This window comes from Amycolatopsis sp. NPDC051061 (genome assembly GCF_040682935.1).
GTDB lineage: Bacteria > Actinomycetota > Actinomycetes > Mycobacteriales > Pseudonocardiaceae > Amycolatopsis.
Genome location: NZ_JBFBBZ010000008.1, coordinates 93269 through 108196, shown reverse-complemented (window position 1 = coordinate 108196; position 14928 = coordinate 93269). Strand labels below are relative to the sequence as shown.

The window sequence follows — 14928 nt, the reverse complement described above, 5'->3', positions numbered from 1 at the left end:
GGTGATGTTCGCGTGGCAGAACAACGTGCGGCCTGAGCTGGATCTGCCGGGTCTGGACGTGGTGGTGGAGCCGGTGTCGACGGGGACCGCGAAGTTCGACCTGTTCTTCAACCTATCGCCAGACGAGACCGGCCGGTCGGTTGTCGGCGGCGTCGAATACGCGACCGACCTCTTCGACAGGTCGACCGTGGAGGCGATCGCGGCATGCTTCGCCAGGGTCGTCGGGCAGATCGTGGCCGATCCGGTGAAGCGGATCGGTCCTGCCGCTTCTCCGGGGTCTGCGATCGAGCAGCGCGTTGAAGAAAGAAATGTACTGGCCCGACAATGCGGCTGAGATCAGTCGCATTGTCAACGGGCTGTTGACCAACCTCAACTCGGGAGCTGACTCATGACTGTGAACCCTTTCGATGACGACAACGGTGAGTTCTTCGTACTGGTCAATGACGAGGGCCAGCACTCACTGTGGCCGACGTTCGCCGACGTTCCGGCCGGCTGGCAGGTCAAGTTCGGTCCGGCGGCGCGAGCCGAGAGCCTCGCCTATGTCGATGAGAACTGGACCGACATGCGGCCGCGAAGTCTGCAGGAAGCGATGGCGGCCGACAAGGCGTAACGCGGCGAGCAGCCGCGCTGCTCCGGACCGTCCAGGATTGGATGCGTATACCGGTCAGATCCGTAGAAGTGTGCTGCCGTCCGGCTCGGACATGGACGAGGGACCTATCGCAGGATGGCGATAGGATGAAGAGGACCATGTCAGTTGACCAGTAGGTCCTGGCTTAGACCGTGTCTCACGTGGATTTTATGATCTTGTGTCCGTGATCTTGGGTCGTGGTTGATCGGTTGTCGATGCGGTTGGTGCCGGACGAGTTGTGGGTGCTGGTGGAGCCGTTGGTTCCGGAGTGCCGGGCTCGTCGGCAGGGTGGCGGGACGGCGCCGTTGCCGGCTCGTGCGGTGTTCACCGCGATCGTGTACGTGTTGATCAGTGGGTGTTCGTGGCGGGATCTGCCGCCGTCGTTCGGGGTACCGTTTCAGACCGCGCACCGACGTTTCGACCAGTGGACCAAGGCTGGGTTGTCGCGTCGACTTCACGGGTCGAAGGACGTGCTCGGTGGCATCGACCTTCAGGTGCAGGCGGGGTGAAGTGCTGGCGCTGCTCGGTCCGAACGGGGCGGGAAGACGTCGACGATCGAGATTCTCGAAGGCTTCCGTCTGCGTTCGGCTGGCGAGGTCAAGGTCCTGGGCGTCGACCCTGCACACGCGGACGAGCGGTGGCGGGCCAGGATCGGCATCGTCCTACAGTCCTGGTGCGACCACGGGACCTGGCAGGTGCGAGAACTGCTGAACCACCTCGGCCGCAACTACATGATCGTGCTTGCGAGTAGGAGACCGCCGAGGTAGGTCAGGGCGTACTTGTCGTAGCGTGGTCTTGTCCCACAGGTCGGCCATGATCCGGCGGACGACCACTTTACGGTAGCGTCTTCAAGAAGGCCACCAGGCTACGGGCCTGAACGTTGACGTAATGGCTGTGCCTCAGCAGTTCGGCGAGCTGGCCCGCGGCGACCCAGGTGTAGTCGGCAGGCAGTAGCTTGGGGAGCGTCTCGTCCGCCTCGATTATCATGTACTGGCTCGCCGCGTTCCGGAACCGGCCACCTTCTTCCGAATGGAAGGCGGCGTAGCGAATCCGCTCAGGGCCGGCTGCCATGACGTAGTCCAACAGAAACGGTGCGTTGCCCGGAGCGTAGTTGGCGGGAACGCATTGCACGGTTGGGCCGAGCTCGATGGCGCCGAGGAAGCCTGCCTCCATCGTCGCGCGGACCAGAACGTGCAGGACGCTGCGGAACTCCTTGACGACGAAAGCCACGATCCCGTAACCGTGCTGCTCGATCAGCGGTTGGTGCCAGCTCGACACCTCGCGGGTACCCGCGCGAACCGACACCCCCACGACACTGAAGAACCTGCCGTCACCTCGCGAGATTTCCCAGTCGGTGCGGATCCACTCGGGGAGGTTGGTCAGGCGCACCCGTTGTGCGTCGAGTTCGCTGTCGACCTGCCGTTCGGTGAGCCACCTCAGCAACGCGTGCGTGCTTCGGTGCGCGCCGGGCAGGGCGGCGTCACGCGACCACGCGGGCACCGAACTCGCCGGCAGGCAGGACAGCACCGTCCGCGAGTCCATGTTGACGACGTAGTCGCGAGCCAGAAGTTCGTTGATCTGGCCGAGAGTCAGCCAGCAGAAGTCGCGTCCGACCTCGACGTGCTCAGCTACCTCGACAACCATGTTGCGATTGCGCTTGCGGTAGAACCACGAACCGTGCTCGGACTGAAGCACGTCGACGATCACCTTGCCGCGTCGCGGGCCGATGAAGTGGTGCAGGTAGGCCACCTCGTTGCCGCCGTGCGCCCTGCGGTAATTGCTCTTCGTGGCCTGCACCGTCGGCGACAGTTGCACGAGGTTGACGTTCCCCGGTTCCATTTTCGCCTGCATGAGGAAGTGCAGGACGCCGCCGAACCTCTTAGCGACGATGCCAAGGATGCCGATCTCCGGCTGGTTGATGATCGGCTGATGCCACTCCGGCACCGCTCCGTCCGTCGCCCCCACCCGCAACCCTTCGACCGTGAAGAACCGGCCGCTGCGGTGGGTCAGATTTCCACTGTCGTCGGCGAACGTCCAGTGGTCGAGTTCGTCGAACGGGACACGCGAGACCTCGAAATCGTAGGCCACACAACGTTCTGCCAGCCAGGCGTCGAACTCGACAGTGGACAGGTGGAATCCACGCGTCGTGGCCGCCGACACGGCGAGGTCCGCGACGATGTCGGCCTCCGATCCCTCCTGCTCCAGCGGGCTCGCCATCACCGCTCCCGACCGTCGGTGCGCTCCCGCACGCCGGCGTACAGCGCGCGCTTGCTCAGCGGGCTGGCGATGTGCCACGCGGGGGAGCCGACGCTGGCGAAGGCGTCAAGGTACTCCTGCTCGGTCGGCAGCACCACCTCGGTCTGCGGACCGGCGCCGACGAGTTGCATCGACACGAAGACGCCTTCCGAACAGGAGCCGGCCGAGGTCATCCGCTCCCGGTCGACCCACGAAGAGGCGAAAACGTCGCCGACTGCGGCAAGTTCGTCCGCACGCAATGTCGGCTGGAGGATATTGATCACGCTGTGCGCCTCCCTGAGCACGGAGCCAGTCGATCCGGTGCCCAGAGTGTGCGCTCGGGCGTTTGGCAAAGTCGTCTTCCCGAATGCGTCGCGTGACCCGAGCCGCACATGGTCATCGTCGCATCATCCGCTCGACGGCCGCGCCGAGCGGATGTCGCGGGTCGCCCAATCCGAACGGCAGATCGAAGTGGTCGTGGCCGGGAACCGCCACTTCGGTGACCGCGACCCCGGTGCGAACAACCTTGCCGCTGCGGCCGTGGACGCCGCCGGGCGCCAGAAGATCGCGGTCCCTGGCCAGGCGCGAATACATGGAGCGTTTCCCCACCGGCGATGCTCTCGCGGCCGCCTCTGGGCTTGCGCCGGCACTTCAACAGTCCGGCAAGGTGCAGATCGCGCTCGCCTGACGACGCGTCAACGTCCTGCACGCAATACTCCGGACACGACGGCCGTACATCACGGGCCATGTCCCGAACACCTCTCAATCTGCTTGACAAAACCATTAGGCAGCAGCCCTGGCCGCCTCGTCGTGCTGCGGGCCGGTGATCAGCCCCGGATGCACCCCGAGGCATGGGAGGCGTCGATGACCGCGCCGTGCAGCGCCCGCCTCGTCTCCACAGACCCACCACACCAGGGCCACTATCTCCTCGGGAGCGATCAGCCGCCCTTTCGGCAGGCTGGCTTCCAGTGCTCGACGCTGCGTCGTCGTGAGGCCGTCGAGCGTGCTCTCCTCGAGCATGCTTGTCTCCACAGCGCCAGGACACAGCGCGAACACGTCCACCGACTCATGCGCCAGCTCTGCCGCGACGTGCCGGGTGAGGTACGCCAGCGCAGCCTTACTCATCCCGTCCGCGACGTGGAACGCGGGAAACTGCGACACGCCGCCGCCGACGCTGTTCACCCGAAGAAATGCCTCGTCTTGCCCCATGAAGGGCGCCGTCCGTATCGCGTTCTACGGTCTTCGTGCCGACAGCGGCATTGTTCACCAGGACATCGACCGGCCCGGGTAGCGCCGCCAGCAGTCGTTGGTGACTACGCCAATCTCCCTGCGCGAATTCGAGTGCCACCGGCGTCGTCGCGGCGTGGTCGTCGCTCACTTCGGCGACGACCTCGTTCGCGCGGTCCCGGCCCGATGGTATGTCATCCAAACCTGGTCGCCTGCCCGTGCGAACCGCTTGACGGTCGCTCGGCCTATACCACTTGAGCCGCCGGTGACGAGGATGTTCCGTGGTGCCATCGGCGCTCCCATGCACGACGATCGACGAGTACAAAGTCCCACACGGCCCGTGGCGGATCTTCTTGCGGTTTGCCTGAGTTCCACGCCTCGGTGGACCGGATTGCTTCACCATTGCTCTCGTTGTTCGCCGTGCTGTCGCGAATCGTCCCGGCGTGTCTAACCTTGAATCGTGGAAGAGACAACGGAGTATCACGCCTACCTGGCACTCGACGAACTACTGTCGATCCAGCGTACGCGGACGGGCGAGCGCGACGAGCTGCTCTTTCTCGTGACGCACCAGGTCCACGAACTTTGGTTCAAACTGATCCTCCACGAACTCGCCAGGCTCCAGGACCACCTGGCCGACGGCGCCGACGGCGCCGCCCTGCGCACGCTGCAGCGCACCGTGGCGCTGGTTCGTACCGTGGTCGCCAACGCCGACGTGATGGCGACGTTGACGCCGCGCCAGTTCAACAGCTTCCGGCACGCACTCGGCGGCGGGAGCGGGGCGCAGTCCACACAGTTCAGGCGTATCGAAGCCGTGCTCGGCAGGCGAGATCCGCAGATGTTCGAGTACTACCGGGTCGGTGCTGGTGAGCGCGCCGAGCTCGAGCAGGTTCTACGTCGACCGACCGTCTTCGACTCGCTCGCCCGTTTCCTCGCCGACCGCGGGTATCCCATGCCGGACTCCCTGCTGGACCGCGACGTGTCCAAGCCACCTGCTCCGTCCGAGGACGTGCAGCAGGCCCTCCGGAAGGCCTACCTCGAAGACGGCGTGATAGCGCAGATCTGCGACGCGCTCATCGAGGTCGACCAGTGCTTCCAGCAGTGGCGCTACCAGCACGTGAAGTTCGTCGCGGCGATCATCGGCGACAAGACCGGCACCGGCGGATCGTCGGGAATCCCGTACCTGCGTTCGACCTTGTTCCACCAGATGTTCCCCGACCTGTGGGCGATGCGCAGCGAGCTGTGACGGCCGTTCGCAATGCGGGAGACGCCATCCCGGAACGCCCCGGGAAACGATGCCTTGACGCAAGGCGCCCTTCGATCCTGTCCAGGCCGAGGCCACCGAGGAGGCCATGGTGACGCTCCAGCCCCCCACCCACGACGAACTCGTCGATCGGGCGACGAAACTCGTTCCACTGCTCCGCGATCACGCCCAGTGGACCGACGAGAACCGGCGCCTGCACGAGGAGACGATCGAGGCCCTCGCCGGCGCGGGTGTCTTCAAGATGCGGATCCCGGCCCGCTACGGCGGTTACGAGTGCGACACCCGCACCGTGGTCGACGTCGCGGCCGAACTCGGCCGCGGTGACGGCGCCGTCGGCTGGATCGCTTCGGTGTGGTGGATCCCCGGGTGGATGGTGGGCATGTTCCCCGACGCCGTCCAGGACGAGGTCTACACCACCGAGAACGTCCGGGTCTGCGGGACGCTCAGCCCCACCGCCATGGCCGCGAAGGCGCCCGGCGGTTATGTCGTCAACGGACAGTGGGGGTTCATCAGCGGCGCGCTGCACAGCCACTGGCAGATCGCGATCGCGGTGACCCCGAACGCGAGCGGCGAGATGGAACCGATCGTCGCCCTGATCCCGATGGCAGACCTGGGAATCGTGGACGACTGGAACACCACCGGCCTGCGCGGCTCCGGCAGTGTCACCACGGTCGCCGAAGACGTCTTCGTCCCCGCGGAGCGCACGCTGCCGCTGATGGCGTTGCTGACCAACCAGTCCGCCTCGGTCCTCAACGCGGACATCGACATGTACCGCGCCCCGCTCGCCGCACTGGCCTCCGCGTGTTCGGTCGGCAACGTGGTCGGCATGGCCCGTGCGGCGTGGGACTGCTTCACCGACCGGATGCCGGGCCGCAAGATCACCTACACCGACTACACCGACCAGCGCGAAGCCACGATGACGCACCTGCAGGTGGCGGAGGCCAAGGTCGCGATCGACGAGGCCGCCTTCCACGCCTACCGGGTCGCCGACCTCGTCGACGCGAAGGTCGCCGACCACAGCGAGTGGTCCACCGAGGACCGGGCCCTGGCCCGGATCGCCATGGGCGCCACCTGCAAGCGCGCGCTGGAGGCGGTCGACACGCTCTACGTCGGCAGCGGCGGCTCGGCGATCTTCTCCAGCGTGCCCATCCAGCGCACCTGGCGCGACCTGCACGCGCTCACCCAGCACGCCCTGAACACGCCGCACATCCTCTACGAGATCTACGGCCGGGTGCTGTGCGGCCTCGCCCCGAACACGCAGTTCTTCTGATCAGCCAAGGAGCGATATGTACGACTACATCATCGTCGGTGCGGGATCGGCAGGCTGCGTCCTGGCGGCGCGGTTGACGGAGGACCCGGACATCCGGGTCTGCCTGGTCGAGGCGGGCCCGACGGACAGCCATCCGAACATCCAGGTGCCCGCCGCGTTCGCCAAGCTGTTCCGGACCCAGGTCGACTGGGACTACGACACGCACGACGAGGCCCAGCTGAACCGCAGGCGGGTGTTCCTGCCCCGTGGCCGGGTGCTCGGCGGGACCAGCTCGATGAACGCGATGGCCTACGCGCGGGGCAACCCGTACGACTACGACTCGTGGAACCAGCCGGGCTGGGCCTACGCGGACCTGCTGCCGTACTTCAAGCGGTCCGAGGACAACGAGCGTGGCGCGTCGGCCTACCACGGCGCGGGCGGGCCGCTGTCGGTGTCGGAGAACCGGTCCAAGAACCCCAGCACGGCGGCGTTCATCGCGGCGGCGACGGAGGCCGGGTTCGCGGCCAACGACGACTTCAACGGCCCGGAGCAGGACGGTTTCGGCTTCTACCAGGTCACCCAGCGCAACGGGCGTCGCTGCAGCACGGCGGCGGCGTTCCTGCACCCGGTGATCGACCGGCCCAACCTCACCGTCGAGACCAACCTCCAGGTGCATCGGGTGCTCATCGAGGACGGCCGGGCGACCGGCGTCGTCGGGCAGCGGCTGGAGGACGAGATCGTCCTGCGCGCCGAACGTGAGGTGCTGCTCTGCGGCGGCGTGTACAACTCCCCGCAGCTGCTCATGCTCTCCGGTGTCGGCCCCGCGGACACGCTGCGGAAACTCGGCATCCCGGTGGTCGCCGACAACGAGGAGGTCGGCGCGAACCTGCAGGACCACGCGCTGGTGCCGCTCATCCTCACGCATTCCCAGCCGATCAGCCTGCTGGCCGCCGGCGAGCCCGCCAATGTCGAGCTGTACGAGCGCGAGGGCCGCGGGCCGCTCGCGTCCAACGGGCCCGAGGCGGGCGGCTTCGTGCGCACCGACAGCGACCTGCCCGCGCCCGATCTGCAGTTCTTCGCAGCGCCGGGCATGCTGGCCGACAGTGGTCTCGGGCCGCCGACCGCGCACGCGATCTCGTTCGGCCCCGCGGTCGCCACACCGCGCAGCCGCGGCCGGGTGGCACTGGCGTCCGCCGATCCCACGGCCAAGCCCAGAATCGTGCACGACTACTACGCCGATCCTTCGGACCTGGAGCGCACCCTGATCGGGCTGCGCATGGCGATGGACATCGGTAGGCGGCCGGCTATGCGGCTCTACAACGAGGGCGCGTTCCGTTACCCGGAATCGGAATCGGACGCGGACCTGAAGTCCTACGCCAGGAAGTACACGCAGTCGATCTTCCACCCGACGAGTACCTGTGCGATGGGCTCGGTGGTCGACGCCGACCTGCGCGTGCGGGGCGTCGATGGGCTGCGGGTGGTCGATGTGTCCGTCATGCCGGAGGTCGGCCGCGGGATTCCCAATGCAACGGCGATCGTCGTCGCGGAGAAGGCGGCCGACCTGATCCGCGGCATCCCCGCCCCGGAAGCGGCGGAGTTGCCGGAGGCGAGGGCGCTGGCCGCCGCCGACCGGGGTCGCTGACCGTGCGCCAAGCTACTCCGGGCCTGGCCGAACGGGCAGCCGGGAACGAGGTGGTCACCGCGAAAGCCGTGGCCGGCGCGGACCGCGCCGGCCCGGTCCGCGCCAGGATCCCCGCGGCACGGAGCCTGCTCCAGGTGGGTGCGGCACCGGCACGCTGCTGCGACGGCTGGCCGGCGAGTTCGAGCACGTCGAGGGGTTCGGTAGGTGGCGTGGTCGTCGTGGTGCTGTCGCCGCACCGGGTGTCCACGGAGTACCCGGAGTACACCGAGGCGCTCGGCCGGGCGGGCCCGCATGCCGAGTTCGTGCCGAGCACGGCGGCAGCTGGTTCCGGTTTCGTCATCGGGTCCCGGCCGACTTAATCGACCGCGCCGGAACCGGACCCGCGGTCATTCTGGTCGGCGGTGGTGGTGCGGTGACCCGCAGTGAGAACGCGCCGCTTGCTGCGGAACTGTCAACCACTTCACCGTTTACAGCTACGACCGCCGCGGTCGAGGCGAGAGCGGCGACACCGCGCCGTACGCGATCGAGCGCGAGTTCGAGGACATTGCCGCGCTGATCGAGGACGCGGGCGGGTCGGCGTGCCTGTACGGGGTCTCCTCCTGCGGCGCGCTCGCCCTGGAGGCCGCGGCCGCGGGACTGCCCGTCACCAAGGTCGGCGCGTTCGAGGTTCTCTACGACGTTTATCCCGGCGCGCAGGAGCGGCACAGCACCTACTGCAAGGAACTGGGCGCGCTGCTTGCCGAGGATCGCTGGGAAGCGGCGTTCGAGCTGTTCATGCGGCTGGTGGGCACGCCGGAGGAGATGATCGCTCAGGCGCCCAGCTCGCCGCGTGGCGGGGACTGATCGCCAACGCCCGATCCTGGCCTACGACGCCGCCTGCCTGCACGACGGTGGCGGGCCGCCGAAGGACCGGCTCGCCACGATCAAGCAGCCGGTGCTGGTCCTGACCGGGAAGACGATCGACAGCGCGATGGCCGGGCTGGCGTCCGGGTTCTTCGACGACGCCGCCGACGCGCTCGTTGCGGCCGTGCGCGGGCCGAGCGCGAGGAAGTGGCGTCGAGCCGCGCTATCCCGCGCAGCCGCGATGTGCCATCCCGCGAACTTGGATGACCCGGCATAGCGGATCATTCCCTGCGTCACCAGCGTTCCATCGCCTGCCTGATCTCGTCTCACGTGACGGTCGGATCCGGGTTGCGCATGTGGAACACGTCGATCCAATCGGTCCGCAGCCGGCGCAACGAATCTTCGCACGAAGCGATGATGTGGCGTGCGGACAGGCCGCTGTCATTCACGCGGTCGTAGACCCGCCAACCTTAGTTGAGCGAGCCGAGGCAGCGGAAGACCCGCCGACCTTGGTCGGTCTGCCGGCATCGCGAGCGTCTCCGCTCCGCGCACCTTGTCCCGCCAGAAATCGTGGGACGGCATGATCGCACCGACTATCCGTCGGCTCGGTCGTCCGAGGAGACATCGCGCAGGTCTCGCGCCTTCAGGCACCACCTGAGACGGCGCATGCGCTGGTCGGGTCGCGGACGATCAGCGGACGTGCCAGCCGTGCACGATGTGATGGCGGGCCCGAAGTGGCGATCCACTGACATCCTCGATCGTCGTCATGTCAGGTCCTCCACGTCAGTACACGTCGAGCCGCGCTGGGGTCGAGGGGACCGGCCGCAGGCAGGCGGCGTTGTGCTCATCCAGGAGACGCTGTGCCTCCTCGGTCGCCTGCTCGAACCTCGGACCGGGGTCCGCGCCTGACAACAAAACGTCCTTCATTGCCCTGGTCATGGCGTGCTGGACGCCCGCGAAGTCACCCAACAACGCACCGGACGTCGCGGCGCACTGCGCCGACGTGCGGAGCTGGTCACTGGCCGCTCGATGATGTGGATTGGCTGCGAACCAGCCCTCGCTCTCCAGCGTGTCGTAAGCCTCGTTGGTGATCGGGAGGAATCCGTGCGCCCGGTGCCATCGAATGATGCTCGACGGCTTGATCAGGTGCTGGATGAACGCGAGCGCGCCGTCCCGCTTGGCTTCGTCGAGACCGTCCCGCAGGAACAGGGAGTACCCCGACACCAGGCTCCCCACGTAGGGCACCGACGAGTTGAACGGCATCGGGCTCGCAGTCACCTCGAAGCCGTTCTCCTCGCCGGAACGGACGAACTCCTCGGCCTGCTTCGACGAGCTCAGCGCGAACACCGCATCCTGCCGGGCGAATGTCTCGAACGCGCTCCAAAAGGCACCCTCTGAGTAGACGTAGTGACCGGCCGCATGCAAGTCCCGCACCCACTCGACCCACGAGATCATTTCCTTGGAGGCCAGGTCGACCACGGTAGCTCTGGCTTCCCTGCCGTTGCCGTTGTCTGCGATGAGACCGCCCTGCTGCGCCAGTGCCTGCTGGAAGATCCAGCCGTTGTTGGGCCAGGCCGCCCCGTAGGCTGGAGCTTCGTCGAGCCGCGCGACCGCCTCGCACGCCGTAACGAGCTCATCCCAGGTCTTGGGGGGAGTGTCGATCCCGGCCTTGCGCAGGATCGTCATGTTCGAGTACAGCAGGGGAGTGGTGGCCGTCATGGGCACGGAGAACTGGTCGCCCTGATACGTGTAGAAGTTCCGTGAGAGCGGTTCGATGTCGTCGATCAGCACACGCTCGCCCAGCACTTCCTTGCGGCCGCCGAGAGCCCTCTCGATGGACGTAAACACCGGCTTACCGTCTGGCGTGTAGGTATCGTAGGCGAGTTGGGTCGCGGTGGCGTAGTACTCGGCGATGTCCGGTGCCTCCCCGCGCTCGGCGGCGCGCGCGACTTCTTCCGCCATCGTCCAGGGATCGTGACCCTCGACGCGCACCGCGTACTCTGGGTGGGCCCGCTCGAACTCGCGGGCCATTTCCAGAATCGGTTGGAGGTATTCTTCACCGTCGTAGGTTCCGGACGGGCGAGCTTCGCCACCGGGCGGAGTGAATTGATGTTCGATGATCCACGCGGTAATTTCGGTCACGCCTGCCCCGGTCATATCCTTCTCCGTTCTCGCCTACGTGAACTGCCAGTCCAGACGCCGCCTGCGCGAGGATGCGCCGCTATTGTTTCGGCGGCCGGACGGATCCGGCGTCTTCTCAAGTGCGACGTGACTTGCCTTGGGTCGAGGCATACGGCAATGCAGAAGACGCCCCCTGGCTGTGTCTTCGCGCCGCTGTGTGCGGATCGCGAAGGCGGACCTGGTCCCTACCGACACGAACCTGCTCGAGGCCTACCACAGCTTCGGCGACCTGGAGGCCGCCTGCCGCGAGTTCTGCGAGCAGGTCAACGACCGGCCGCACCGCGAGACGAACCGCCGCCCCGTCGAAGCGCTCGCGGAAGAACAAACACGGCTGCCAAACCCTGTGATTCGACTTTGCGATCGATGCTGGACAGCAAGGTCAATGGTGGGTATGAACCTTCGCCACTTCATCGTCGCGTGCGCCGCGACCACATCGCTCGTCATACCCGTTTGCTCGGACTCAGAGCAGGCCATCGCTGAAACCACCAAGGCGATTGTGGACGCGATGGGGTGATTCCTGAGTGGACGCGGCAGCTCCGGAGCGAAGCTGCCGCGTGACGACCTCCTAGAGGGTCTCTATCCAGAACCGGCCGACAGCAACGAACGCCGCGAGCAACCCGAGCACGAGCGGCGAAACGAACTGTTCCTTGCGCCGGATGTGCACGACTATCGCGCCGATCATCGTCAGGACCAGGCCTGTTGCGGCGGTTGGGACGAGCCAGGTAGCCGACGAGATGAACGCGGGCGCAATGAGGCCGATCGCGCCAAGGATTTCGAGCGTGCCGATGGTCTTGATCTGGGCGTCGGAGAAGTCCTCGACGTATGTCATGCCCTTGTCGTACAGCTTCTTCTTCGGTGTGACGAGCTTGCTGACTCCCGCCCCCAGGAAGGCCAACGCGAGCAGTCCGGCCACGATCCACAGTGCGATGTTCATTGCGATTCCTCTCGAACTTGATGCTTCAAGAAAGTAGCTGACCGCCGGTTCAGCTCGTCATCGCCGCACCGACATCGAACTCCGTGCCGAACGGGTCCGTGATGTTCGCGACCCGCCCGTAGATCATGTCGTAGGGCTCGGCCGAGGTCCCACCCGCGTCGACCGCTCGCCGCGCCGCCGCATCGGCGTCGTCCACCTGGAACAAGGTCCCCCAACGGGACTTCGTGGCCTTTGGGTCACCGGCGATGCCGCCGATCTCGTGGCCATCCGGTCTGCGCAGGAACGTGAAGTCGAGCTCGGGCATGTCCGGGTTGGCATCCAACGTGTAGCCGAAGACCGCGACGTAGAAGTCGCGCGCGGGCCCGGATTCCGCGGTGACCAGGTCGTTGCGGAGCAGGGTGTTCGGCTCGTTGACGATCTCGCAGCCGATGTGGGCATCGGCCTGCCACAGTCCACACTGCGCACCGGTGGTGTCCTTGATGATCGCTGTCCGGCCCTGGTCCAGCACGTCCATCGGGCCGGTGATGATCGAGCCGCCCGCGTCCCGCGCTCGGGCGGCCGCGGCGTCACAGTCATCCGTCGCGAAGTAGACGTTCCACCAGAAGTCCGTGGCGTCGGGATCGGGGTTCGGCCTGATGGCCGCGACGGGTCTGCCCCGTAGCAAGCACTGGGTGTAGTGGCCGAACTCCGCCGGTCCCACATCGAACTCCCAACCGAACAACGCGCCGTAGAAGGTCATCGCGCGGTCGAGATCCGGGATGCCCAGGTCGATCCAGGTCGGTGTGCCAGCGGGCTGCGTGGTGGTCAGCTCGCTCATCGTCTCTCCTTGTCGTGTCCGGGCCTGGTACCGGTGATGGCGTTGGCCGAGTGGGCCGGGTTGTCGGAGTTGATTTCGACCAGTGCTCGCGGTAGCGGCATCTACTTCTTGTTGCGGTAGAGGACCATGGTGAGGGGGCCGAAGACCGCGACGAGAAGTATGGACGAGACGAGCACCCAGCCGATTTCCCCGGCGGGGACCGAGCCGTGCATCAGGCCGCGTACCACGGTCGCCAGGTGGCTGATCGGGTTGACGTCGATGACCGCCTGCATCCACCCGGGCATCGTCTTCGGGTCCACGAAGATGTTGCTCACGAACGTCAGCGGGAACATCACCATCATGCTGACCCCCGCCACCGAGTTCGGCGTGCTCAGGATCAGGCTGAGCATCGTCCACAGCCACGACAGGCAGAACGAGAACACCAGCAGTAGCGCCACCGAGAGCACCACGCCGGCGGCGCCACCCTCCGGCCGGAACCCGAGGACCAGGCCGAGCGCGATGACGATCGTCGACCCGATCGAGTAGCGCACCAGATCGCCGAGCAGGGCGCCGACCAGCGGGGATGGTCGCCACACCGGAAGTGACCTGAACCTGTCGAACACCCCCTTCTGGATGTCGGTGTTCAGCGTGATGCCAGTGTTCATGGTGATCATGACGTTCGCCTGCACCAGGATGCCGGGCAGCAGGAACTGCAGGTACTCCTGTGTCGACCCGGCGAGCGCGCCGCCGAATAGGTAGGTGAACATCAGTGTGAACATGATGGGGAACATGGTCACGTCGACGAGCTGCTCCGGGAGGTGTTTGATCTTCAGCAGAGCGCGCCAGCCGAATGTCAACGAGGTGCGCACCGGGCCGGGTCGGGCCGGCCGCTCACCGGCCAACAGCACACTGCGCAGCGCGTCCTCGGTGACTGGTGCCGACGCCTGTTCTGCGGATGTGGTGGTCATGCGGCATCCTCCTTGGGGGTCTGCTCGGCGGCGTGTCCGGTCAGGGTGAGGAACACCTCGTCCAGGCTCGGCTGACCGAGCGCGAACTCGGTGACGTCGATGCCGCTGCGGGATAGTTCGGCGAGGGAACGGGCGACCCGCTCGGGGTCGGAGATCCTTGCGGACAGCGCGGCCGGGTCGGCGGAGGGCTCGGCCGGCACGTCGAGGACGCCGGCGAGGACCCGTTCGGCCTCGACCCGCTGCTCGGGACTACGGAGGCGTACGTGCAGCGAGCCGGCGCCGACCGATGCCTTGAGCTCGCCGCTTGAGCCCTCGGCGATCACCTTTCCGTGGTCGATCACCGCGATGCGGTCGGCCAGCTGGTCGGCCTCGTCGAGGTACTGCGTGGTCAGCAACACGGTGGTGCCCTCGGCGACCATGCTCCTGACGATCTCCCAGACCTGGTTCCTGCTGCGCGGGTCGAGCCCGGTCGTGGGCTCGTCGAGGAAGATCAGTTCGGGGGTGACGACCAGGCTCGCCGCGATGTCGATGCGCCGGCGCATCCCGCCGGAGTACTTCTTCACCGGCCGGTCGGCCGCCTCGGCAAGGCCGAACGCGTCGAGCAGGTCGGCCGCCCGCTCCCTGCCTTGGCGGCGTGAGAAGCCGAGCAGCCTGGCGAGCAGCAACAGGTTCTCTGCCCCGGTGAGGTCCTCGTCGACCGACGCGAACTGCCCGGTGAGGCTCACCCTGCTTTGCACCGCCTGGGCGTCACGCACGACGTCGTAGCCGAGCACTTGCGCCTCTCCGGCGTCGGGGTGCAGGAGCGTGGCCAGCATGCGGATCGTGGTGGTTTTGCCCGCCCCGTTCGGACCGAGCAGGCCGTACACGCCCCCGGCGCTCACGGCCAGGTCGACACCGGCGACCGCGTGGGTCTTGCCGAAGCTCTTCTTCAACCCTCTCGTCTCGATCGCGAGCTTTCCCATGG

18 protein-coding genes and 3 pseudogenes are annotated in these 14928 nt (G+C 66.8%); 10 read left to right on the top strand and 11 right to left on the bottom strand.

Going from position 1 to position 14928, the window contains the following annotated elements:
• Position 1: 1 nt before the first annotated feature.
• The 3 genes and pseudogenes from AB0N03_RS13110 to AB0N03_RS13100 all read left to right on the top strand — a co-directional run.
• The gene (locus AB0N03_RS13110) at positions 2-334 is read left to right on the top strand and encodes a hypothetical protein (protein ID WP_364369906.1); all 333 of its coding nucleotides are present in this window, start codon (positions 2-4) and stop codon (positions 332-334) included.
• A gap of 54 nt (positions 335-388) precedes the next feature.
• Complete coding sequence (locus AB0N03_RS13105) at positions 389-610, top strand: MbtH family protein (RefSeq protein WP_360677048.1); 222 nt, start codon at positions 389-391, stop codon at positions 608-610.
• Positions 611-825: 215 nt separating this feature from the next.
• Positions 826-1134 (top strand): annotated as a pseudogene (locus AB0N03_RS13100) (transposase); the annotation flags it as partial.
• A 328-nt stretch (positions 1135-1462) separates the two neighbouring features.
• Here AB0N03_RS13100 and AB0N03_RS13095 read toward each other — a convergent pair.
• From AB0N03_RS13095 to AB0N03_RS13075, 5 genes are all read right to left on the bottom strand, one after another.
• Complete coding sequence (locus AB0N03_RS13095; RefSeq protein ID WP_364369903.1) at positions 1463-2845, bottom strand: NDP-hexose 2,3-dehydratase family protein; 1383 nt, start codon at positions 2843-2845, stop codon at positions 1463-1465.
• A complete protein-coding gene (locus AB0N03_RS13090; RefSeq protein ID WP_364369900.1) occupies positions 2845-3168 on the bottom strand; it encodes a hypothetical protein in 324 nt (107 codons plus the stop codon). The genes AB0N03_RS13095 and AB0N03_RS13090 overlap by 1 nt, the downstream gene beginning before the upstream one ends.
• A 91-nt stretch (positions 3169-3259) precedes the next feature.
• Complete coding sequence (locus AB0N03_RS13085) at positions 3260-3457, bottom strand: hypothetical protein (RefSeq protein WP_364369897.1); 198 nt, start codon at positions 3455-3457, stop codon at positions 3260-3262.
• 189 nt (positions 3458-3646) lie between these two features.
• Positions 3647-4072, bottom strand: coding sequence for an SDR family oxidoreductase (locus AB0N03_RS13080; protein ID WP_364369894.1), 426 nt, complete (start codon positions 4070-4072; stop codon positions 3647-3649).
• A 165-nt stretch (positions 4073-4237) separates the two neighbouring features.
• Entirely contained in the window at positions 4238-4381 is a 144-nt protein-coding gene (locus AB0N03_RS13075; protein WP_364369891.1) for an SDR family NAD(P)-dependent oxidoreductase, read from the bottom strand.
• A gap of 169 nt (positions 4382-4550) precedes the next feature.
• Between AB0N03_RS13075 and AB0N03_RS13070 the strand changes: the two genes are divergently transcribed.
• The 6 genes and pseudogenes from AB0N03_RS13070 (at position 4551) to AB0N03_RS13045 (ending at position 9362) form a co-directional block, all read left to right on the top strand.
• Positions 4551-5333, top strand: a complete 783-nt coding sequence (locus tag AB0N03_RS13070) for a tryptophan 2,3-dioxygenase family protein (protein ID WP_364369888.1) — start codon at positions 4551-4553, stop codon at positions 5331-5333.
• Between the two features lie 106 nt (positions 5334-5439).
• Entirely contained in the window at positions 5440-6621 is a 1182-nt protein-coding gene (locus AB0N03_RS13065) for an acyl-CoA dehydrogenase family protein (RefSeq protein WP_364369885.1), read from the top strand.
• A 16-nt stretch (positions 6622-6637) separates the two neighbouring features.
• Positions 6638-8242: a GMC family oxidoreductase N-terminal domain-containing protein gene (locus AB0N03_RS13060; protein ID WP_364369882.1), complete on the top strand. Its 1605-nt coding sequence runs from the start codon at positions 6638-6640 to the stop codon at positions 8240-8242.
• Between the two features lie 2 nt (positions 8243-8244).
• Positions 8245-8601, top strand: coding sequence for a hypothetical protein (locus AB0N03_RS13055; RefSeq protein WP_364369879.1), 357 nt, complete (start codon positions 8245-8247; stop codon positions 8599-8601).
• Positions 8602-8758: 157 nt separating this feature from the next.
• Positions 8759-9085: pseudogene (locus AB0N03_RS13050) on the top strand (alpha/beta hydrolase); the annotation flags it as partial.
• Positions 9072-9362 carry a hypothetical protein gene (locus AB0N03_RS13045; RefSeq protein ID WP_364369876.1) on the top strand — a complete coding sequence of 97 codons (291 nt, stop codon included), beginning with the start codon at positions 9072-9074 and terminating at the stop codon, positions 9360-9362. The pseudogene AB0N03_RS13050 and the gene AB0N03_RS13045, both read left to right, overlap by 14 nt.
• A 49-nt stretch (positions 9363-9411) precedes the next feature.
• Here AB0N03_RS13045 and AB0N03_RS13040 read toward each other — a convergent pair whose 3' ends face one another.
• Both AB0N03_RS13040 and AB0N03_RS13035 read right to left on the bottom strand, forming a co-directional pair.
• Positions 9412-9534 (bottom strand): hypothetical protein, encoded by a 123-nt coding sequence (locus AB0N03_RS13040; RefSeq protein ID WP_364369873.1) that lies wholly within the window; start codon positions 9532-9534, stop codon positions 9412-9414.
• A gap of 334 nt (positions 9535-9868) precedes the next feature.
• A complete protein-coding gene (locus AB0N03_RS13035) occupies positions 9869-11242 on the bottom strand; it encodes an extracellular solute-binding protein (RefSeq protein WP_364369870.1) in 1374 nt (457 codons plus the stop codon).
• Between the two features lie 181 nt (positions 11243-11423).
• On the opposite strand from AB0N03_RS13035, the pseudogene AB0N03_RS13030 reads away from it, so the two are divergent.
• A pseudogene (locus AB0N03_RS13030) lies at positions 11424-11609 on the top strand (IS21 family transposase); the annotation flags it as partial.
• A 222-nt stretch (positions 11610-11831) separates the two neighbouring features.
• Here AB0N03_RS13030 and AB0N03_RS13025 read toward each other — a convergent pair.
• The 4 genes from AB0N03_RS13025 to AB0N03_RS13010 all read right to left on the bottom strand — a co-directional run bounded on the left by AB0N03_RS13025 (position 11832) and on the right by AB0N03_RS13010 (position 14926).
• A complete protein-coding gene (locus AB0N03_RS13025; protein WP_364369868.1) occupies positions 11832-12200 on the bottom strand; it encodes a DoxX family protein in 369 nt (122 codons plus the stop codon).
• Positions 12201-12249: 49 nt separating this feature from the next.
• Complete coding sequence (locus AB0N03_RS13020) at positions 12250-13017, bottom strand: VOC family protein (RefSeq protein ID WP_364369865.1); 768 nt, start codon at positions 13015-13017, stop codon at positions 12250-12252.
• Positions 13018-13118: 101 nt separating this feature from the next.
• Complete coding sequence (locus AB0N03_RS13015; protein ID WP_364369862.1) at positions 13119-13964, bottom strand: ABC transporter permease; 846 nt, start codon at positions 13962-13964, stop codon at positions 13119-13121.
• Positions 13961-14926, bottom strand: a complete 966-nt coding sequence (locus AB0N03_RS13010) for an ATP-binding cassette domain-containing protein (protein ID WP_364369859.1) — start codon at positions 14924-14926, stop codon at positions 13961-13963. The genes AB0N03_RS13015 and AB0N03_RS13010 overlap by 4 nt, the downstream gene beginning before the upstream one ends.
• Between the last annotated feature and the right edge of the window lie 2 nt (positions 14927-14928).